We start from the raw sequence: 22,583 nt of genomic DNA on the forward strand, positions 1-22,583 counted from the left end.
TTCTCATGCGACTGAAGTCCATGACCCGTGTTGGTGTTTTATTGTTCCCCTAATATTAAGGGGCGTCCCGATATCCGTCAATGGTTGAACCGCTTCCAATTTAGTTTCATCGTATGGTTGTGATAGAAAACATTACATAACGGCAAAAAAGCAACCCGCAAGTTATGCGAGTTGCCTAGTATATCTAGGTTATTTTTCTTGCTGGATTGCTTTCACTTCAGCAGAGGTTAGTCCCGTCGCTTTGACAATGGTCTCTTGATCAAGACCTAAATTGAGCATATTCAATGCGATTTTCCGCTTGCTCTCAGCTTCACCTTCTTCGATTCCTTTTTCTCGTGCGCCTTCCATCAAAGATACTTGATCCCGTAAAACCTTTTGACGTGCTTCATATTGTTGGCGAAACTCTTCATCCTCGCTCAGTTCCTTCAATAGATTCATGGCCTTCTTCAAAGCCGGTTCGGGTTCGTGCATCATTAACGCCTCCCATCTAATATTGAGTTATGTATAAAACATCTGGATGTGTTATTTCAAATTATATCACGCATCTCACCATAAACATAACGTGTTTACGTTATTTTCATTCAAAAAAAGAGACTATTTCGACGAATCGAAACAATCTCTTGTGTATAAACCAGTTAATTCCCCGACGCTTCGCGAATCTCATACTTGCACCTTTTGCCGCCATCGGCGTAACATTCAGTACGCTCTACCTCAGCTTGAAGCAGCGAGCGAAACAGTTCCAGTTCACAGCGGCAAGCCTGCTTGTAGACACTCGCGACTTGTACAATTGGGCAGTTCATTTCCGTAATGACGTAAGTTCCATCGTCTTCTCTGGACGCATCCGCCATATAACCGTTGGCATTCTGGATTCGCGCAAGTTCCTCCACCCGTCCGGCCAGATCCTGGCCCTCCATCTGTGGCAATCCGCTGCGAAGCAGCTTGTCCCGGCGACTCTCGAACAATGCATCCACCACACCGCTACCGGCAGAGTCAGACAATTCTTCAAGGAGTTCCAGTGTAAGGGACGAATAGGATTTTGGAAAAAAGCTGTCCCCGCGTACCGTCAGTTGGTACACCGAGGACGGACGTCCGGCCGTAGCCCGGGCCTCCCTAACCTCAATCCATCCGTCCTGCTCCAGTGCCGTCAGATGACGGCGAATGGCCATGCCGGTCAGACCCAGATCAGCTGTCATTTCCCTCGCGGTCAATGTGCCTTGCTGCTTCAGCATGAACAAAATCCGTTCACGCGTCGTTCGTTCCTCTTCGCGCTTCACGATCAGCACCTGCTCTCCTGCTTATGCGTGTACCGGTGCTGCCTCCCGGCAGGCATCCGAGCAAAAGCGGTTATGCGTCTCTTCGCAATCCTCACAGCTTACATGCTGCAGGTTGCAGGTTGGACAATTAATATATCGGTCATGTGTCGTTCCACAGTGATAACAGCTGGCAATGACAATATCCTCGTCTGTCCGGTTAATCGGTACAGAGATTCGCTCGTCAAACACGTAACATTTGCCATCAAACAGATGGCCTTGTACTTCCGGATCTTTACCGTACGTGACAATACCACCGTCCAGTTGAGCCACGTCCTGGAATCCTTCATTGATCATGAACCCAGTCAGCTTCTCGCAGCGAATGCCGCCCGTGCAATAGGTAATAATCGTTTTGTCCTTCATGTCACCCAGGTTCTCGCGGATCCACTCCGGAAACTCACGGAATGACTCCACATCTGGACGAATGGCCCCGCGGAAGTGACCAATTTCGTATTCATAATCATTGCGACCATCGATAACGATCACGTCATCACGTTGCAAATGTTCATGGAACTCTTTTGGTGAAAGGCGTTTGCCACTAATCACATTTGGATCAAGGTCTTCGTCCACGCGGAACGTAACCAGCTCTGCTTTGTGACGAACAAAGATTTTTTTGAACGCATGCTCCTCGACATCATCAATCTTGAACACCATGTCGCTGAACAGCGGATTAGCCAGCATATCTTTCATGTACTGTTCCGTCTGTTCTGGCGTTCCGGATACCGTACCGTTAATGCCTTCGGATGCGATCAGAATACGGCCTTTCACACCAAGGTCCTTACAGTATTGCAGATGCTCTTGTGTAAACGTCTCGGGGTCTTCAATCTTCACGAACTTATAATATAAAAGCACGCGGTACGCGCTGTTACACATGTATATCACCTGTTCCTATTCCATGTTGTTATTAGCCGGATCATCCGGCAAGACGACTACGTTGCACCCTTACTGTTAAAAAGAAAATAAACAGCCGCCCGAAACATCGTCTCGAACTGCTGCCTGACATTCGACTTTTATTCCTGCATTCTAGTTTATCGGAAGCGGAATAGCTTAGTCAATATAAATGTATAGAAAGGGATGAAAGATATGGAACATTTCAACCATAAATGATTTATCTCTGGAAAATCCAAAAAAATATTTCGAATTTGAACTAAAATCGTATTCATTTTTGCTTTCATATCCATTAAACTATGCTCATCATTATATGGCTTACCCACACCGACTAGCAAAGGAAGTGGATGGGAGAGCATACGGTGAACATATTAGGAGGAAAATGGGGATGAGAACGTGAGTTTAACACTGTTCAGAAAAGTAAGCATGATATGTCTGGTCGTTCTAATTGGACTGAGTGGGTTGGGAACCAACTCCTACCTTGTCCAAAAGGTCGATGCAGCAGGAGCAAAACCCTATATTGGTGAAATTCAGTTATTCCCTTACAATGGGGCTCCCTCCGGTTGGATGTATGCTGCCGGACAGAACATGTCGATCACTCAGAATACGGCCCTTTTCTCGTTGCTAGGCGTCAACTATGGCGGGGACGGCAAAAGCACATTTGCACTACCTGACCTTACAGATGCCGCACCCGAGGGAATGGGCTATTACATATCCATTAATGGAGAGAAGTTCCCTTCCCGTGAAAAGGGTATGTACGGTGCAGGAAATGCTGTGCTTGGTGAGGTTCGCTTGTTCCCGTATTACTTTACCCCCAGCGGCTGGTTGGCTGCCGATGGTCAATATCTCCCTATCTCTCAATACAACGATTTGTATCAGATGATTGGTACAACCTTCGGTGGAGACGGTCTGGAGACATTCCGGTTACCCACGTTACCCAAAATCAAGGGTGATATCATCCATTATGCCATATCTGTTGATCCGACTTACCATGCCGAGAATAGGGGAACTGACTACTATGAATATATAGGTGAAATCATTCCCTTATTGGTAAAGATCCCACTAGACAACTGGGCATTGGCGGATGGATCCTTACTTGCCACCACCAATAACCAACCCTTGTTTAGCCTAATAGGCAATAAATTTGGAGGCAATGGTTTAACCGACTTTAAATTGCCTCAATTAAATAGTGACCAGTCGCCATTGGTCTACTACGTTTCCAAGACAGGCGTATTCCCTTCGGTTAGCAATAATCCCCTGCCCAATGCAGTAGAGGATCGTTACACAACCAAGCAGAACACCCCGCTGACCATCAACTCTCCGGGTCTACTAGAAAATGATCGTGATTCTTCTGCTGCCGTACTGAGAAGTGCGCCCATGAACGGTACTCTGACCCTTAATGCTAACGGTTCGTTTGTATACACGCCGAATAACAATTATGTGGGTAATGACAGCTTTACTTATAGTGCCACCAATCAATGGGGTACGAGTAATCCTGCGTTAGTTACCATAACAGTTGAGCAGGACTTGGTGCCGATCGTCAGCGGGGTAACAGACGAGGGTATATATAAACAAACAGTCACGCCTACATTTAATAGCGGTACAGCACTCCTGAATGGTTCTGCATTCACTAGTGGCACTCCGGTTACAGAAGATGGAGATTACACATTGGTGGTAACCAACCACATTGGCAGTACAACAGTCCATTTTTCCATTGATACGGTCCCTCCTGTTGTAACGGGTGTCATCAATGATGGAATATACGATGCAAGCCCGACCGTCACCTTTAATGAGGGAACAGCCACCCTTGATGGTTCTCCATTCCTCAGCGGGGAGACGTTCAATGTTGAAGGTGGACATGTGCTGGTCGTTACCGATGCGGCAGGCAATACGACAACAATCCATTTCAGCTTTTATGCGCCACGGACTCTGACGTTTAACAGTAATGGCGGTTCTGAGGTAACTGAACAAACGGTGTCTTACGGTGACAAGGTTATTGTTCCAGCTGTTCCAACTAAAGCAGGATACACCTTTGCTGGATGGTTTACCGATTCAGATCTGAGTCAGGCTTTTGATTTCAGCAGTACAACTGTAACCACTACTCTCACTCTGTATGCGAAATGGACGGTCAATTCCTATACCATTACGTTCGATCCTAACGGTGGTACAGCCGTTGCAGATCACTCAGTCAATTACGGTCAGAAACTTTCAGCACCTGCTTCGCCAAGCCGTTCCGGCTATACGTTTGCAGGCTGGTATGCAGACCCCGAGTTGAAGACTCCATTCAACTTTGCTCAAACAGAGATCACAGCTGATCTGACCTTATATGCCAAATGGAGTGTTAATTCCACGCCACCAGGTGGTAGTGATGGTAACAGCAACGGCGGAGGCTCTGGTAACCAGAATAACAACGGGTCGAGCAGTACCCCTTCGCTGCCTAATACCATAACCAATCCGTCTACTAATGGACGTTTAACACTTGCTGCAGGGCAGGCTGGGCGAGTGAGTTTGGGTGATGGCATCACTGTAACCATCCCAGCTGGAGCAACTAATCAAGAAATGAAGATCACGATTGACCAGATTACAGATTCTTCGGACTTGCTAACTAATCAGACTAAACTAATCAGCCCGGTATATGAGTTACTTAAGAATGTTCAACAGAACTTCAATAAATACGTAACTTTGAATCTGACATTTGATACATCAAGCTTGCCAACCAATCACCAGGCTGGACTATTCTACTTTGATGAACAAAACAAGTTGTGGATCTCTGCGGGAGAAGCTTCAATTCATGACAATCAAGTCAATGTAGACGTAGACCATTTCACCAAATTTGCTGTTTTTGCGATTGAACAACCCAAGGCGCCAGCAGAGATTGCATTTAGCGATGTCAACGGGCACTGGGCGGAAGATTTCATTCAGGAAGCCGTCCGTGAAGGTATCGTGAGTGGATTTTCCGATGGGTCCTTCAAGCCTAATGCATCCATTACACGTGCAGAATTTACAGTGATGCTAATGAATACACTGAATACAGAATACACAGAAGCGGCAACATCTTTTACCGATCATGCAGAAATAGGAGCTTGGGCGCAGTCTGCTGTAGCTCGTGCCGTGCAAGCAGGGTTTATTCAGGGAGACACTGAGGGAGCTTTCCGCCCCAATGATGCTGTAACCCGTGCTGAGATGGCTGTCCTGGTAGCCGGTGCGCTTCAATTAAAAGCGATAACTGGCACAAGCTCAACCTTTGCAGACGACGCACAGATTCCGCTTTGGGCCAAAGCAGCTGTCGCTGGGATGCAAAAATCCGGGATGCTGCACGGTAAAGGGCTGAATACCTTTGCTCCAAGTGATAAAACCACGCGCGCAGAAGCCGTCAAACTACTGTTGAACGCAAAAAATTAGTGCATATATCTAAAAGCCTGTTCCTTCCGGGAACAGGCTTTTCTGATTGTTTTATTCCGAGATCGTAATGACTGAGGTTACAAAGTGATACGATTCATTCTCCAATACCGCCTGCGATAACAGGATTTTATTGCCTTTCGGACTCCAGGCGAGCGGGTCAGAAGCATTGTCCATATCCGCCGAGATCTGGAACTGTTCTGCCGACTCCGTGTTGGAGACAAACAGCCCTTTCTCATTATCATTCTCGGAATTGATGGTGTATGCAATCTTGGTATCATCACCCGACCAGCTTGTGCCGAAAATCTGTGTGCCTCTGGCGAGTGTGGCCTTCTCATTGCCTTCCAGATCGGTGAGCACCAGCGCACGTTTGGTATCCGCCGTTCTTTTCACAATCGCAAGCCTTGTTCCATCATTAGATGGGATGACCCACTCCACACTTTTCAGCACCTGTTTCACGTCACCCGTCTTCGCATCGTATGCATTCAACTGGCCATCTTCCCCTGTAATATAATAGAGCATACTGCCTGACACCTTGATACTCCGTACATTGAAATTACCTGTTTCCACCAGTACCTTTGTTGTACCGTCCACACTTGCCGAGATCAGATCACCCTTCATATTGGGGAAAACGACATGTTCATTATCCAGCCATGCACCCTCTTGGATGAAGCCATCCTCCTTACCAGCAGGGGTTGTCTCCCCGTTATGCAAGTTCAGAATGTAGCCTCTACCTGTACTTTCCTCCGGCTCCCGGTAGAACAGGTACTGCCCATCCGGTGACACCAGCGGTGCACCCAGACTGCTTTCACTTTCCTTGAGCGGCGTGTCTGTACCTTTAGTCAGATCATACATATATAAGTTATGCGGGTATCTTTCCTGGCCTTCAACGGTGATGGGTTTCAAGGACTTGTTCTCCTTGTCGGATACAATCCAGTCGTCACTTAGCCATGTAATCCCGCGCATATTCGGCAGCTTATCAATTTTCTCCAGCTTGAAGCTCTGGTACACGGACGTGTTGGTATTATCTTTTACTGTAATGTCGGTGCTCGTTTTCCCACCTTGTGCGTTGCCTCCCGGCTCCGTTGTCCCCCCGCATGCCGCTGTCGTTAACAGGGCAATGGCTCCAAATGTGCCCATAGCTGCTTGTTTCCAATTCATGATGGTCCCCCCTGGTTTCTCTTGCTATAGACCAAGCATACACATCGCATACTTCCAAAGTTATTCAGACTTGTTTCGAACTTGTAAACTTGAATCAGCCAAAGGGAACATGAGCTGGAACGTCACACCTTCCCCATCTTCTGGATCGCCCGGTAGCAGGGTGATTGTACCTCCCTGTTTTTCAACAAACTGCTTCACGAGAGATAGCCCCAGTCCGGTTCCACCTGTTTTTCTGGCTCTGTCTTTGTTCACGGTGTAAAAGGGTTCAAAAATCTTCTCCCGCGCCTCTGCCGGAATCGGAGTACCCGAGTTATAGATGCGAATGACCGCTTGACGCTCCTGCATCCGTAGTTCATTCTTCACCCGGATCACACCATCCGGAACGTTATATTTGATGGCATTATCCAGCATATTGATGAAAATATGCATAAGACTTTCCCGATCGCTGCGGATCACCGCCGGTTCAAGATCCAGTTCCATGTTCAGCGCAAACTTCTCCGCTTTCCCCCGCATCCGGCCACAGGCATCCTTCAGTAGAGCGCTGACCTCTACATCTTCGGCCTGGTTCTCGAAGTCATACTTCTCCAGGGCAGATAAATGTAAGACTTTCTCGACCATCTCGTACAGCCGCTCCGTTTCTTTGCCAATGTTACTCGTGGCATCATCAAGCAGTTGCGGATCATCCTTATACATGTCGAGCAGCTCCACATAAGCTTTGATCGATGTCAGCGGTGTCTTGAACTCATGGCTGATGTTACCGATATATTGTTTCTGCTGCTGTTCCAACGCCTGAAGTTTCTCAATCGCAAGTTGCAGCTTCTGCTGCTCCGCATGCATGGCTGTGATATTTTGCTGGATGGATGTACTCATATAATAAATGCCCTGTCCCAGCTCTCCCAGTTCATCCTTGCTTCTTACCGGAGACTCCATAATGTAGTTGCCTTCGCGAATGGAATCTGCGGACTTTTTCAGCCGGGTAATCGCAACGGCAAACCGATTGTAGAACAGATAACCTAATATGAAGCTCAGCGCCACAACCGCAATCCCTGCCCACATAAATAGTTGAAGGATACGGGCATAAAAATCTTGGTAACTCTGGACCGGATACTGTATCCACACGGCACCCATCTGTCCATCCGGACCGTCCAATGGTGCAGCGTAGAGCAGGGTGTCCCCTTGTTCATGATAGGCAATTTTATTTTGCAGTGCATAGTCTAGCGTTTCCTGAACAAGTTCACTCTCGCCGGAGGCGAAGGATGCTCCCACCTGCTGGCCTGTCATGTTATAGAGTGCTATAGGCAATCCGGTAGAGTTGGCCAGTTCCTGTGCCAGCCTGCGGCCATTTCGCTGTAAAAAAACGTCCTGATCGAGATGGACGGCCTCGGTGTAGTAGGACTGTCGCACATTCAGATTCACCAGCCTTGTCTGCTGTGATAAAATACCTTCAATCTGTGACTGCTGATTGCGTTCAATACCGCGCAGGACCAGTGAACTAAGTACAACCACCGTCAGGATAAGCAAGGCTGCCAGAAAAACACTGAACTTCAGCTTGATGCTGACTCTCATATGGCCCCGCCTGGTTCAGGTGCCGAGGCTTTGTAGCCAATCCCATATACCGTCTGCAATTTTTGCTGATCCGTATCTCCGATTTTTTTGCGCAAACGCTGGATGTGAATATCTACGGTTCGTGTACCACCCGCATACTCCATGCCCCACACCCGATCTAGCAGATCGTCTCGTGTGTACACACGCTCAGGATTGGACATGAGAATGGTCAGCAGGTCGAACTCTTTTGGTGTCAGATCCAGCTTCTCCTCATTCACGGTCACTGTGCGGTGAGCAACATGAATACGCAGTGTGCCATTCACGATGGCCTGATTCTTCGAATCGTCAGGTGGTGGACTGCTTTTCTCGACACGGCGCATCAGTGCTTTTACCCTTGCGAGCAATTCACGGATCTCGAATGGTTTGGTCATGTAATCATCGGCGCCCATTTCCAGGCCAACGATTTTGTCTACGATATCATTTTTGACCGTCAGCAAAATAATGCCGATATCCTCGCGGTCCTCCAGCCTGCGGCATACGCCGTATCCATCAAGCCTGGGCATCATGACGTCCAGAATCATGACCTGTGGGTGAAACGATGCGACCTTGACCAAGGCCTCTTCGCCGTCACTCGCTGTATCTACTTCATATCCTTCCCGCCGAAGCGCGTAAGCAATGGCACTGACGATACTTGATTCGTCATCTACCACGAGCACTTTTTTATTCATGGGATTCATCCTCTTTATCTATGTCATGAGTTGGTTTATGGGTCTATGTTAGCAAGGTCCGTGCGATTTAGCTATCGATGAGTTTGCAATTTGTATGAGAAGCTTGTATCCTCTCAGCTTGGACTTGGCTCTACTTTCTTTATACCCTAAAGGTAACAAAAAGAGCCAACCCGTGATTGGATCAGCCCTTGATCTATAGATTCCCGTTTCATGTTACTGTTTAGGCAATAACTTCTTAATTTCATCTTCGGAGAGTCCTGATGCTTTAACTATAGCAGAGAGATCTACACCAAGTGTAAGTAATTCACGGGCCATTTCTCTCTTGCCTTCCAACTTACCCTTGGCTGCACCTTCAGCTCGTGCGCCTTCAATCATTGATTTTTCGTCACTCAATGCTTTCATCCGAGCATCGTAGGCCATTCTGGTGGACGCATCCTGACTCAGAAATTCCAGCGTATCCATCGCCTTTTTCAACATCGGTTCATTCATGGCCAGCACCTCCCAGTTTGATGTATCTATTCCTTTCAGGAATAATAACCAATTCACGAGTCCGCCTTTTTCCATCGGAACAGAATACTCATCCAATTTGGTTAGTTCCATCACATGTATTTCGATATCATCCGTCAAACCAATACCTGTATGATCTTCTCGTAAATGAAAAACATTGTGATATCGCTCATTATCCAGACAGGAGTAGTTGAGTATATTAATAGTCACGCATTTTTTGAGTAGACTATAGTTTTCACCCTTTTTTATCTGATGAAAGTACATCTCACTCCAATAAAACAACGTCCTTTTCTCCATGTTATACGGGTTAAACAGCTGCATTTCAATGTTAATTAGTTTGCCTTCTATCGTCTTTGCTTTAATATCCAGAATGGATTGTTTATCCTCTGGACTATCCTTATCTGTATACGTGTTAACCACAGTGATCTCCGTAAGAGGAGATTCGCCGGTCTCTATAAACGTGCTGTTCAGAAAAGCTAACAAAACATCTTTGTTTTGCTCACTTCCAAAAATGCGTTTGAACACAAAATCTACTCGTGGATCGAGTAATTCCGTCACTCAGCATCAGCTCCATTCTCACCAGCATTATATCATAATTCCCATATAGCCTCAGCTTGATAATGTATCTGCACATATATTGCATTTACTCCTCAAAGGACAGGTTCAGCGGCTCGTCCGAGATCTCGTACTCTGTCTCCATATGTGTCAGCGGGGTGTTCAGATCAACCTCCTCGAAGCGGAAGCTGTCGACCCACACTTTTCCTTTACCGTTCAAAATAACCCCGAATGAAATGACCGCACTGCCCTCCGGCACATCAAGCACAATACTATACTGATTCCATGGCTGCGTACCCGTAATTGGCCGATCATGCATGTTATCAAATTGGAGCACATCATGCACGTTATTATCCACACGCATCCATAATCCGCAGAACGCATCCACATGCTCGGTCTTCACGAATCCCGATAACCTCATCCGCTTACCCACATACTTGTCCGCTCTGAACTGTTGCATCATTGTTGCAAACTCGTTAGGCTCCATCAGCGTAACGGCCTTCAAATATCCTGATGCTTTTCCCTGATGCACTTCGGCCGGATCAATGCCCATCTCATAATTCTGCGGGTGACTCCCGGTTAACATCCAACCTGTAATTGTTGACGTCTGATTCATCTGTAATTCTCCTCCTCTGGTTCTTCCTTCGAATAATTTCAGATCGAACAATTTGCGAAAACGTCCTGGTGGCATGCCATATAATTTGCGGAATGCTCGGGTGAAGGCTTCCTGACTCTCAAAACCACATGCCAGAGCGATGTCCAAAATGCCCGCATCCGTCGATCGGAGGGTCGTGGACGCCAGACTCATCCGGCGGTTGCGGATATAATCCACGACGGTCATGCCCACCTCATTACGGAAAATTCGATGGTAGTGATATGGCGACAACAATGCCTCGGATGCCACTTCTTCCAGCCCAATCTGCTCATGCAGATGAGTCTCAATATAAAACAAACTTTGCTGAATCATTGCACGGTAACGGCTCAACTGAGGTAAAGCCCCCTTCCATATCCTTACTATACGTGAATGGTGTAACCGCCGTTTTGATCATTTTTGCTATCTTCACTTCGGTTGGCCTCTATCCCGAACGCAAAAAAGAGCCAATCACGGATGGAATGCTTACCGTCATTGACTCTCCTTTTGTTTATCCGCACAACACTTCGTCAGACAGCCGGTACCGGCTGTGCACCAACCTCTTCGTCATCATGCTCCACCAGTTCATGTTGCTCCCAAGCTCTACTCTTCCAGCGGAAGTACATAATAACCGCGCGGGTCCACTCATCCGCCGCAATGGCAAGCCACACACCAGCGAGCCCCAGATGAAGCTTGAATATGAGCAGGTATCCCAGTGGCAGACTCATGCAGACCATGGAGATCAGACCCATGTATACCGGGAACTTTGCATCCCCTGCCGCACGCAGGGAACCAATGATCACAATATTGCAGGTACGCCCGGTTTCGAGCAAAAGACTGAGTAGAATCACTTGAGCCCCCAGCTTGATAATTTCCGGATTATCCGTAAATATGCTCATCAGCGGCACACGGAAAAAAATGATGATTACATCAATGATAACTGTGGCCAGAAGGGCCCATTTTACACTGTCAAAAACACGTTTGTACGCATCGTCTTTGCGCCGCGCACCCACAAGCCGACCTACAATGATCGATGTCCCCATACCAATCGCCATGCTGAATAAGTAGATATAGCTGGAGATATTACCCGCATACTGCTTGGTTGCCATAGCTTCTGCGCCCAGATAGGTCACATACAGTGTGAACACGAGCTGGCAGGAATGATATACCATGGATTCCATCGCAGACGGAATACCAATCCGCAGAATTTTGCCAATAAATTCCTTGGACAACTTAATGTAGTATTCAAAATCCACCCGTACCTCGCTCACACGATACAACAACCAGAAGAAGATCAGAAGGCAGATAAAACGGCTTCCCACCGTGGAGATCGCTGCCCCTTCCACCCCAAGCTTCGGCAGGCCGAAGTGTCCAAAGATCAATGCATAGTTACCAACAACGTGAATCACGTTCATGAATACAGCAACATACATCGTTTCTTTGGTGTAACCATGTGTACGGATCGTCGCTGCCAGCGCATTAATGAGTGCCTGGAGGAAGATCCCGCCACCAACGATATTTATATACGAACGGGCAAAATCGTAAATTTCGCCTTGAATATTCAGAAGTGTTAGCAATTGTCCTCCGAACAGAAGGAAGATTCCGCTCAGGACCAGACCTACGATAAGATTCAGTGTGATCGCATTACCTGTAACCTGCGCTGCTTCACTTAACTTTTTCGATCCGATATATTGTGCGACTACAATCGCAGCACCATGTCCAATGACTTCCAATACAAGGATAGCGATAGAAATAATCTGATTGGCTGCTCCAACGCCGGAGACCGCATTATCGGATACCGAGCTGAGCATGAGCGTATCCACGCTCCCCATCAACATAAATAAGAAGAGTTCCAGGAAAATAGGCCATGTCAGTCGAATCAGATTCAGATCCTTGGCATCAGAACGAAGGGACTCTTTGGTTGAAGATATTGCTGTCATTTTCTCACCTTTCCCATGTGGGCTTTAATTCTTAGGGTATGTTAGCACAGGTGGTTTGAAAATGCAGTAGTTTTGCGAAAATAGTTGAAAGTTTTTTGTAATTCCATAAATAGGTATTTTCACTGCTTTCATATAGCCCATCTTCCGTACGCTTACCAGAGGTTTTAAAAGACAAAAAAGGCCCCTCCCAACTCGCTTTTAAGCAAGTAATGGAAGGACCTTGGACCCTCAACCTTTTAACCTTTAACAGAACCCGCAGCAATGCCCTCCACAATTCGATTACTCAAGATGAGAAAAGCAATCAGGATTGGCATAATGCTAATCATCAGCGTCGCACCAATGGCTCCCCAATCCGTTGTATATTGACCGATAAAGTTCTGTACCCCAACGGTCAGGGTTTTGTACGAATCTGTACTGATGAACGTATTAACAAAAATGAATTCATTCCAGTTATAAATCATGTTGATGATCGCCGTTGTGGAAATGACCGAAGACGTCATCGGCAGCACAATACGAAAGAAAATCCGATGCACGGAGCAGCCATCCATCACTGCGGCTTCTTCCACTTCCCGGGGAAGCGCGTAGTAGAATCCAAGTAGAATCATAATGGTAATTGGCATATTAAAGGCAATATAAGACAGGATGACTGACAAAGGATGATCTGTGAGATGAAGCTTCAGGAACAAGCTGAACAGCGGGATCAACGTGGAGTGTACAGGGATCATCAGACCCACCATGAATAGTCCCAGTACCAGCGAACGACCCTTCCAGCGCATACGTGTAATGGCAAAGGTCACCAGACTAGCAAATAGCACGGTGACCACCACCGAGACCACCGTAATCCATACACTGTTGAAGAAGTACAAGCTGATATTTCCCTCTGTCCATACCTTGACATAGTTTTCCCAACGCGGAGTCGCAGGAAGGGAAAAAGGCGCCATGTCGAATACTTCCTGATTATTTTTAAGCGAGAATAACAGCAGCCATACCAAAGGTAAAATTTGCAGCAAAGCTACCAGGGACAAGAGGAAATACAGCAGAATATAGCCAAATCTCCTTAACCATGCCGAACCTCGGCTTGTCCCCGGGTAAGTTGGCAATCTAACGGTCGTATCCGTCTTCACCGGGATGGACCTCCTTTCATTTCACTAGGGCGTGTCTGGAAACTCCGAAGGTGGCAGATTTTGCCGAATTTTCGTTCCAAGCAAGGAAATTTTCCGCAGGCGTGCCGGGGCACGTCAAGGGAAAGTGACGCAGCAGGGGGCGAAAAGGCGGTAAAAGATGCACTTCAGCGAGTTTTCAGACACGAACTAGCGTCAGGAATACTGGATCGTATCTTTGGATGCTGTCGCTTTACGAAGCAGCCAGGTAACAAGCAGACAGATCAAGAGCAGGAAGAACCCTACAGCACTGCCGTAACCAAAGTCGAAGCTACGGAACGCCTGACGATACATATAGGAGGCCATCACTTCGCTGGAGCCATTTGGTCCGCCATCGGTCATCACGTAGATGAGGTCAAAATACTTGAGTGAGCCCACCACTGCCAGTACCACAGTCACCTTGATGACTTCTGTAATAAGGGGCAGCTTGATTCGAAAAGCGATCTGCCAAGGGCTTGCTCCATCAATCCGGGCTGCTTCCACCAGAGATTCCGGAATATTTTTGAGGGCCGCATAATAGATCAAAATATAGAAGCCTGCATACTGCCATAGAATCGGCACGAACAGTGCATACAACACCAGGGATGGCTCCGCCAGCCAGGCTGGCGGATTACTGAAGCCGATCGCTTCCAGAAAGGTGTTTAGCACACCATTGCTGGGATGATAGATCTTCAGCCATAACTGGGCGATCGCGACCGAAGACAGCAGCATCGGGATCAAATATATTTTACGGAACAGATTGGCCCCCTTGATCTTGCCTGACAGCACCAAAGCGATCATCAGATAACCGATCAGACTCAGCGCAGAGAACAAAGCAAGCAAAAAGGTATGATTCGCACTCTGCCAGAATGTTCCGTCTTGAAGAAGTCTGGCGTAATTATCCAATCCAATAAAGGTCATTGCACCGATCCCGTCCCATTGCATCAACCCATAATACCCGGTGAGCACGATCGGGATGTAGACCAAGACCAGCAGCAGAAGCAGTGCAGGAAGCACGTACAACGCAGCAACGAGACGGTTGGACATGACTTTGTCCATCACATTATCCTCCCTTCAAGCGTGTGTACGTCAATTGCCTTTATCAATTGCAGCCTGATGATTCTTCACAAAGTCCTCCGGTGTTACCGCTTTGCCAAACAATGCCTGAATCATGTCAAGATGGGCCTGAGCGGCTGCCGGTTTCATCTGTACGTCTGCAAAAAGCGTAAGGCTGCTGGCCTGATTCAATTCGTTGAGCAGGTCAATATAGAGCTGTGGCAACTGTACTGCCGCCGTATCCACTTTGGTTGCCGGGATGACGCCTGCTTCAGTTACCGAACTTTCACCCCATTTTTCCACAAAGTATTGCACAAACTTCTGCGCTTCTTCCTTCACCTTGGAGTTCTGGGCCACGAACAGCCCTACGCCTGGACCACCTACCCAGCTGTTAATATCGCTCTTGCCATCTTCCATTGTTGGGAATTTGAAAAATCCGATCTTGTCTTTGAATTCCTGCGGGATGTCCGGGTTAGTCGTGAAGTTTGGCAGTTCCCAGGTACCCATCAGATACATGGCAGCTTTTTCGTTCATGAATTCGGATTTACCCTCATCGTTGGACAACCCGTTGAAGCCTTTGTTGAAAGCATTCATATCCACCAGCTTTTGTACTTCAGCAGCAGCTTGAGTCAGCGCAGGGTCGTCAAACTTGCCAGAGCCATTGATGGCCTTTTCCAATGCATCTCCACCTAACCGATTCGCCAGATACATATACCAGAGTGAGCCAGTCCAGCGGTCTTTATTGCCCAGTGCGATCGGCACCTCACCGTTCTCTGTCAGTGTCTTCAGCACACTCAGGAATTCATCGTACGTTGCTGGCGGCTGCAAGTTATATTTTGCAAAAATGGCTTTGTTATAATAAATGGGGGAGATATTCAACTCGATTGGTAGCGCATATGTTTTGCCGTCTATGGCATAAGCTTCTGTTGTTCCAGCTATGAATTTCTCGCCCAGCGAGTCGCTCAGCAGATCATCGACCGGTGCAAACAGGTTCCCCTTCACATAAGGCTCCAGAAATCCGGCAGCCCAAGTTACACCAACATCGGGAAGTTCATTGGATGCCGACAGGATTTTCAATTTGTTCTTATATTGTTCATTCTCCAGCACTTCCTGCTTAATGGTTACATTCGGATGATCCGTTTGATACTGCTTGATGATATCGTTGACCAGTTTGTTTTGCTGTGCGGAGCTGCCTGCTGGCCAGAGGTGCATGAATTTGAGGGTTACTTTCCCATCTGTGCCGTTGCTGCCTGTTTCACCCTCTTCGTCCGAACTTGAACTGTTACATCCGGATAAAATTACGGCGAGAACCAGCGTCCATGACAGAAGAATGGCCATCGTCTTTTTTCTCATTATTCCAACCCCCTTGGTTTTTTCGGTTAATGTAACCGCTTTAACCAAATTGTAGCACGGGCCTATTGCCTCTATAAGACCAGAACAATTTGGAAAAACTCCACTTTTTTGAGGTTATTTGTTATCTCGCTCAGATAGGGAATGCCGATATTTGCTTGGACTTAGCCCCTCAAGGCTTTTAAATACCGTGATAAAATACTTATCCGTCTGATAACCCACCTGTTCCGCAATCTCCGAGATTGGCATCGTTGTCTGCACAAGCAACTCCTTCGCGCGTTGAATGCGTTTGCGGGTAAGGTATTCACTAAAATTGATGCCGATCTGTTCCTTAAACAATACGCTGAAGTAACTGGAGTTGAGATGGAGTAAATCAGCGATTTCACGCATGGTCACATGTTCACCCAGATGAGTATCCACATAGGTCAAAGCTTCACTGATCTGGCTATTGAGCCTCTGTTCTCCGCGCTCCTTAACATCCAGCAGCTTGGGGTCAACCATTTCTTGCATCGTTTGAATACGTCGCTGTTGTTCGCTGAACTTTAGGGCTTTTTCGACGGTCTGCAGCAACTGTTCCTTATCAATCGGTTTCAACATATACTCCACAACACCCAGCTTAATGGCCTGCTGGGCGTACTGAAAATCGGCATGCCCCGACATAATCAGGACAACAGGCTTGTTCGAAAAGTGCTGAATAGCTTCAATCAGAGACAAGCCAGAGAATTCCGGCATGCGAACATCCGTTATTAACAGATCTGCCGGTTTTTTCTTGAGCCATTCCACGGCCTCGACGCCACTTTCTGCAGTCTGAATGTGATTTCGTCCTGCCGACCATCCTTCCAGTGTTTTGCGAATACCCTCTCTTGTACGTGGCTCATCATCCACGATAAGAATTGTTTTGTCATGAATCATATGCACCCTCCGTTCCCATGGGAATCTCAAAGCAAATGACAGTTCCTTCCTCAACCTTACTTGTTATGGAAAGCTTACAACGTTCACCAAGTTGGCTGCCAAAGTAAAGCATCAGTCGCCGATGTACGTTGATTAGACCTACACCTGTCCCCTTCTTGGACACAGCCGGCCCGCCATGTAAAGTATGAATGACAGATTGAAGCCGTAATTCATCCATACCGGGACCATCATCCCGAACCTTAATGCGAACCAGATTTTTCTCGGTCAAAGCATCCACATGGATGCTTATTTTTCCCGGTCCCAGTTTACTTTCAATCCCATGAAGAATCGCATTTTCGACCAAGGGCTGTATAAGAAGTTTCGGTATTGCGACCTTACGCACCGTATCACTCAGCTGAATCTCCCATTGCATTCTCTCTCCCAACCGCATCTGCATAATTTGAAGATAACGCTCAGCGTGTTCCAGCTCGTCAGCAATCGTAACCCATTCATCCTGCTGCGAACTGGAGATGATGTAGCGAAATAATCGGGACATCGCCACAACCATACGTGCCATCTCCTCGTCTCCCTTCTCCTCAAGGGACCAATAGAAGGCTTCTAGGGTGTTGAATAGAAAATGGGGATTAATCTGAGACTGCAACGCCTTCAGCTCGGCCCGGGACTGCATGACTTCCTTCTCATGAACCACACGGGTCAATTCGTTCTGCCTGTAGACCATCTGGTTATACACGTCGTTGAGTTCGTTGATCTCCATCGTAGAGCTGACCATTAGATTAGGTCTCATTGCTCCTGGCTGTGCACTACGCATGGCCCGCATCAGGCGGATGAGCGGACGTGTAATCATCGTTGAAAGAAAGAAGGACATGATAAGGAATAGAACAACACCAATCATTCCCGAGACGAGCAGCGCCGTTCTCAGGATGGATACACCTTCCGTTGTCTCCCGCAGCGGGGTCAGGACAGCAAGTGTCCAGCCCGTTAACTCCGATTTTTGCCGGACGACGATATAGGATTCCTCCCCGTTCTGCACGACTGATCCGCTGTCCAATATGGCTTTGGGATCGAGATTAATCTCCAGATCAGAAGTCACCACTTCGCCTGCCCCATCCAAGAGCATGATAGAGTCCTGCGAACCATCTGCCCCATTCGAATCATTGAGTTGAAAAAAACTACGCTGCATCCGCACCACCACATAACCTCCGTGTTCGAAAGAATGATCCAGTAGGTTAATCCGCCGAATAGCCAGGAGCACACCCGGATCTTCAGGGTCAGCGCCTGCCCATACCAGTCTGCCTTTTCCTTCATCCGCCAGGTTGATCCAGTTGCGCTCCACTCTGAGATCGAGGGATCGGTCATCCATCGGAAAGATGCGGTTATAACCCGTAGTGTATATCTCCATACTCTGCGCGCCATTAATGAAAGACTGGTAACTGCCTGCAATCTGCAAGAGAGCTTGGCGCTGATTAAAGGTCGCCGGGTTGCCTTGTTTCTCATCGCTGAGCAGACGCTGCACGTATGAATCATCCGCCACCTGGGCGGTCAGCGAATTCACTTGTGCAATGAGTGCATCCAATCTGCCACTGGCTTGGACGGCGGTTTGGTGAATATGTTTCTCCGCATTGCTTTTCAGCAGGTCAGCTACCCGATCATAAGCCGATATACCTGCGAGCAGCAGAACAACAAGCATCACCATAACAAAACCAATGAAAATCTGATTCCGAAGTGAGTTAAAATGTCCTTTTTTCCCGTGCAACTTCCCCATTCTCCTCTCTTTTTGGCATGTAAAAGAACCCACCACCTTACGCCCGTGCTCTTGAAGACTGGGTACAAACGATGCCGGATTTATCTACGTATTCAGTTCTTCTCGTTAAAGCGCTTGCAGAAATGAATCTTACTCTTCTTCTCTCTTAGTCTTTGTTTACCGATTAAACTAACGACTAAAAAATAGCATAGTTTTACAGGTTAATCAATCCTCCCGAAGAGTTCCCAAACGTTAAATGACAAGGATCAAAAAAAGAGAGGGGACTTTTAAAGTCCACCTCTCTTTGTTCATATCTCTTCACACATATTCTTTTCTGTGACACATCTTCAGTTATTTTACAGACCCTTGTGTAACCCCGTTGATGATCCACTTCTGTGCAAACAGGTAGATGATAATCATCGGCAGCAACGCGAGCAGGTAGGATGCAAACGCAAGGTTAAATTCGGTATTGAACTGTCCTTGGAATACATACTGTACCAGCGGCAGCGTGTACTGTCCCGGATCACTGATAATAATGAGTGGCAGCAAGAAGTCATTGTACGTGGACAGGCAAGTCAGAATACCAACCGTGGCACTGATTGGCGCCATGAGCGGGAAAATGATTTTCCAGAACGTGCCCCAAGTTGTCGCCCCATCCACAAACGCCGCTTCCTCCAGCGCTACCGGAATGGACCGAATGTATCCAACATACACAAATACGTTGAATGCCAGACCATATACCGTGTGAAGCAGGATCAGACCTACCAGATTTGTCATCTCCAGCGATGCGGTCAGCTTAACAATCGGCAGCATGATGATTGGGAATGGAATGAACATCGCGCTGACGAAGTAATAATATAGTCCTTTGAAAAACTTGCGTTTCTCCATATTCCGTGCAATCGCATAGGCCACCATCGAGTTACTGAGCAACGTCAAGAGCACAGTTGATGCGGTAACGATTGCACTGTTACGGAACGATTGGAAGAAGTTTGTCATGTCGATGGCCCTCGCGAAATTCTCCCAGTGAAGTGTCGTCGGAATGGCAAAGACCGATTGGGCCATCTGTTCCGGATTTTTCAAAGCTATTGTAACGGTCATATACAATGGGAACAGGATAAACAGGGTACCCAGCACAACAAGCAGCATAACGAGCCAATTAATTCGTGTACGGCTTCTCATTACAGATCCATCTCCCTTCTTTGCAGGAACCGGATTTGCAGAATTGAAATCACCGCAATAACGATGAAGTAAATAACCGAGTTCGCAGATTGATATGCATATTCGCCGCCTTCAAATCCGCCGGTGTAGATCAAGTGGGAGATGGACTGCGTCGCCCGCCCGGGACCACCGTTGGTCAAGGCTACGATTTGGTCGAAGACCATAAGTGAATTTTTCATCGCCAGCACCATATTAATGGTGAAAAACGGGGCAATAAGCGGGAAAGTAATGCTCCAGAATTCACGCCATTTGCCTGCGCCGTCAAGGTTGGATGCCTCGTACAGTGTTGTTGGTATCGTTTGCAGACCAGCCAAATACAGAATCGTATTCAGGGCCACGGATTGCCATACTGCAACAATGACGATACCAATCCAAGCCAGACTCTCGCTACCGAGAATGTTGGTGGATAGCGCATTGATGCCCAGATTTTGTCCCCAGATCGGGAATACGTTGGAGAACAGGTAGTTAAATATGTAACCTACGATCAGTACACTCAGAATATTGGGCAGGAAGTAGATGCCGCGGAAAAAGTTACGGAACTTGATCTTGGCATTCAGCCCAAGTGCAATGAGCAGGCTCAGGATATTGGTCAGGATCGTCACCACGATCGCGAACTTGAACGTAAACCAGTAGGCGTTGCCTACATTGTCATCTTGGAACAGGTTGAAATAGTTTTTGAAGCCAACAAAATCATACTCTTTCCCGAATCCGTTGTAATTCGTAAATGAATAATAGATGCCCTGGAGGGCCGGCAGCGTCATAAATACAAAGAACAATACAACCGCCGGAACCGTCATCCAGTAATAGGGTGCGATACGCTTGTTCATACTCCATCCTCCTTCTGACAAGGCTTAGCGCCGATTAGCAACCTTGTCCCATTCTTTGTCGAGTGTATCTAGATAGTTGTCGATGTTTTGGTTCTGCAAAAAGGACTGTACGATGGAATTCAGCTGCACGGCAGCCGGGATATAGTGATCGGGAAAGTCAATAACTTTGCCCTGCTCGATATATGGCATCAATTCCTGTACGGCAGGATCATCCTGCTTCACGCCTTCTACCGCAGAGAACAGCGTCTGTTCGTCAATATATCTTCCGATATTTTCAGGCTCTAATAGAAACGCAATAAACGTCTCTGCCTGTTCGCGATTAGGCGTGTCCGCCGCAATGGTAAACAGGGAGTCGATCCCGTTCACCAGCTTGATCTTGCTTGCATCGTTGCCCGTAGGGAATGGGAAGAAACCAATGTCAACATTCGGGTTCGCTTTGCGAATCTCCGAGATGGCCCAGGTTCCCTGGATATACATGAAAGCTTCACCGTTAGCAAAAGCGCGGTTACCGTCCGAATAAGCTTTACCAAAGTTATCGCCGTGACCGTATTTCATGAGTTCCAGTTGCTTCTCAGCTACCTCGCGGTATTTCTCCTTAAACGTCACTTTGTTATCGCGCCGCTCTTGGTAGAAATCAATACCAACCAGATTGGAGGCTAGTGCATTGAACGGCAGGCTCGTCTGCCAGTCATCCTTGTATGTGAAGTAAAATGGAGTCTCACCTGCATCCTTAATCTTTTGGGCGGTTGCAATGAGTTCATCCCACGTCTTGGGCACGTCCAATCCCATTTCCTTAAACAGCGTTTTGTTGTACATGATGCCGTTTGCATTAGTCGCGTAAGGAATACCAGTCACTTCGTCCATGCCTGTGAGATCATTCAGCATTTGTATGTAGTTCGGATCAATCGTCTGGAGTAATGAGCTGTCCGTCAGATCGGTGAAAATATCACTCTGAGCCAGAATGGAATAGGTGTCGGTTGCACCCATGGCCATAATATCCGGTATATCATTTTTGACGACACGCGTCTTCAGTACTGTCTCCGCATCGGGCGGATTCACCTGGGTCACCTGGATATCGTCATGCTGCGCGTTGAACGTCTTGATCAATTCATCAAAGGTTGTTTTGGCTTCAGGCTTGTTCTGGAAAAATTCAATCTGCACTTTGCCATTCGCGCTATCTCCACTGGTACAGGAAGATAAAAGTACAGCCATCATTCCACACAGCAACATTGTCCCGAGAGCCTTGGTAAGCGTTGTTCTCATGTTGTACCTCCCTCAGCTTTATAAATTGAACTAATGTGATTTACACAGTGTCACTCCGATTGCAGTACCATCTTCCGATCGTTGTTATCCCCAGATTTTCCCTTTGATTCCTTTCCTCAAAGGGAAAATCCGATTTTAGCGTATGCTTTCGAAGCAGCTTTCTTTCAGAAAGCTTTTAGCTGCGCTTCTTCAGATTGGTTCTGCACTCTCCGTGTTCGTGTATATCTTAGTTTCACTTTATATACGTAGAAATTTACCCATTCAAATGGTAAAATAACCATTTGGTTAATCCTTCCAAACCGACTTCAATCTGAATGGATGATATAAGTCTTTGTTATTTCTAAAACGGTTTCGATCAAAATGAATCAAGGCAGTTCTTCCCATGACCTGAATCGGACATAACAAAAAGGACA

The 22,583-nt window shown here is 47.1% G+C and carries 18 protein-coding genes; 1 reads left to right on the forward strand and 17 read right to left on the reverse strand.

The features are described 5' to 3' along the window. Window positions 1–189: 189 nt before the first annotated feature. The 3 genes from MKY66_RS28490 to MKY66_RS28500 form a co-directional block, all read right to left on the reverse strand. On the reverse strand, window positions 190–474 hold the full coding sequence (locus MKY66_RS28490) for an Rpn family recombination-promoting nuclease/putative transposase (protein WP_256704375.1): 285 nt from the start codon (window positions 472–474) through the stop codon (window positions 190–192). Between the two features lie 161 nt (window positions 475–635). After that, entirely contained in the window at window positions 636–1,283 is a 648-nt protein-coding gene (locus tag MKY66_RS28495) for a winged helix-turn-helix transcriptional regulator (protein WP_081745846.1), read from the reverse strand. Between the two features lie 12 nt (window positions 1,284–1,295). Then, window positions 1,296–2,183, reverse strand: a complete 888-nt coding sequence (locus MKY66_RS28500; protein WP_076216798.1) for a rhodanese-related sulfurtransferase — start codon at window positions 2,181–2,183, stop codon at window positions 1,296–1,298. 411 nt (window positions 2,184–2,594) lie between these two features. Between MKY66_RS28500 and MKY66_RS28505 the strand changes: the two genes are divergently transcribed. Continuing rightward, window positions 2,595–5,600, forward strand: a complete 3,006-nt coding sequence (locus tag MKY66_RS28505) for a tail fiber protein (RefSeq protein WP_076216799.1) — start codon at window positions 2,595–2,597, stop codon at window positions 5,598–5,600. Between the two features lie 51 nt (window positions 5,601–5,651). Here the strand turns inward: MKY66_RS28505 and MKY66_RS28510 are convergent, their stop codons facing one another. The 14 genes from MKY66_RS28510 to MKY66_RS28575 all read right to left on the reverse strand — a co-directional run bounded on the left by MKY66_RS28510 (window position 5,652) and on the right by MKY66_RS28575 (window position 22,170). Next, window positions 5,652–6,758 carry a hypothetical protein gene (locus tag MKY66_RS28510; RefSeq protein WP_076216800.1) on the reverse strand — a complete coding sequence of 369 codons (1,107 nt, stop codon included), beginning with the start codon at window positions 6,756–6,758 and terminating at the stop codon, window positions 5,652–5,654. 60 nt (window positions 6,759–6,818) lie between these two features. Then, entirely contained in the window at window positions 6,819–8,324 is a 1,506-nt protein-coding gene (locus MKY66_RS28515; protein ID WP_076216801.1) for a HAMP domain-containing sensor histidine kinase, read from the reverse strand. After that, the gene (locus MKY66_RS28520; RefSeq protein ID WP_076216802.1) at window positions 8,321–9,031 is read right to left on the reverse strand and encodes a response regulator transcription factor; all 711 of its coding nucleotides are present in this window, start codon (window positions 9,029–9,031) and stop codon (window positions 8,321–8,323) included. Before MKY66_RS28520 ends, MKY66_RS28515 begins: the two co-directional genes overlap by 4 nt. 213 nt (window positions 9,032–9,244) lie before the next feature. Further along, window positions 9,245–10,096, reverse strand: a complete 852-nt coding sequence (locus tag MKY66_RS28525) for an Rpn family recombination-promoting nuclease/putative transposase (RefSeq protein ID WP_076216803.1) — start codon at window positions 10,094–10,096, stop codon at window positions 9,245–9,247. Between the two features lie 85 nt (window positions 10,097–10,181). Then, window positions 10,182–11,060: an AraC family transcriptional regulator gene (locus MKY66_RS28530; RefSeq protein ID WP_076216823.1), complete on the reverse strand. Its 879-nt coding sequence runs from the start codon at window positions 11,058–11,060 to the stop codon at window positions 10,182–10,184. Between the two features lie 194 nt (window positions 11,061–11,254). Further along, window positions 11,255–12,664, reverse strand: coding sequence for an MATE family efflux transporter (locus MKY66_RS28535; protein WP_076216804.1), 1,410 nt, complete (start codon window positions 12,662–12,664; stop codon window positions 11,255–11,257). A gap of 236 nt (window positions 12,665–12,900) precedes the next feature. Then, a complete protein-coding gene (locus tag MKY66_RS28540; protein ID WP_047841074.1) occupies window positions 12,901–13,764 on the reverse strand; it encodes a carbohydrate ABC transporter permease in 864 nt (287 codons plus the stop codon). Window positions 13,765–13,980: 216 nt separating this feature from the next. Next, window positions 13,981–14,862 (reverse strand): sugar ABC transporter permease, encoded by an 882-nt coding sequence (locus tag MKY66_RS28545; RefSeq protein ID WP_036606643.1) that lies wholly within the window; start codon window positions 14,860–14,862, stop codon window positions 13,981–13,983. A gap of 30 nt (window positions 14,863–14,892) precedes the next feature. Next, the gene (locus tag MKY66_RS28550; protein ID WP_076216805.1) at window positions 14,893–16,212 is read right to left on the reverse strand and encodes an extracellular solute-binding protein; all 1,320 of its coding nucleotides are present in this window, start codon (window positions 16,210–16,212) and stop codon (window positions 14,893–14,895) included. 114 nt (window positions 16,213–16,326) lie between these two features. Then, entirely contained in the window at window positions 16,327–17,121 is a 795-nt protein-coding gene (locus tag MKY66_RS28555) for a response regulator (protein ID WP_076216806.1), read from the reverse strand. After that, a complete protein-coding gene (locus tag MKY66_RS28560) occupies window positions 17,111–18,874 on the reverse strand; it encodes a sensor histidine kinase (RefSeq protein ID WP_083657400.1) in 1,764 nt (587 codons plus the stop codon). Before MKY66_RS28560 ends, MKY66_RS28555 begins: the two co-directional genes overlap by 11 nt. Window positions 18,875–19,213: 339 nt before the next feature. Next, window positions 19,214–20,041, reverse strand: coding sequence for a carbohydrate ABC transporter permease (locus MKY66_RS28565; protein ID WP_036606635.1), 828 nt, complete (start codon window positions 20,039–20,041; stop codon window positions 19,214–19,216). Then, window positions 20,041–20,907: a sugar ABC transporter permease gene (locus tag MKY66_RS28570; RefSeq protein ID WP_036606633.1), complete on the reverse strand. Its 867-nt coding sequence runs from the start codon at window positions 20,905–20,907 to the stop codon at window positions 20,041–20,043. The genes MKY66_RS28565 and MKY66_RS28570 overlap by 1 nt, the downstream gene beginning before the upstream one ends. A 24-nt stretch (window positions 20,908–20,931) precedes the next feature. Further along, window positions 20,932–22,170, reverse strand: coding sequence for an extracellular solute-binding protein (locus tag MKY66_RS28575; protein ID WP_256704376.1), 1,239 nt, complete (start codon window positions 22,168–22,170; stop codon window positions 20,932–20,934). Window positions 22,171–22,583 lie beyond the last annotated feature (413 nt).

Source organism: Paenibacillus sp. FSL R5-0766 (assembly GCF_037971845.1).
Lineage (GTDB): Bacteria > Bacillota > Bacilli > Paenibacillales > Paenibacillaceae > Paenibacillus.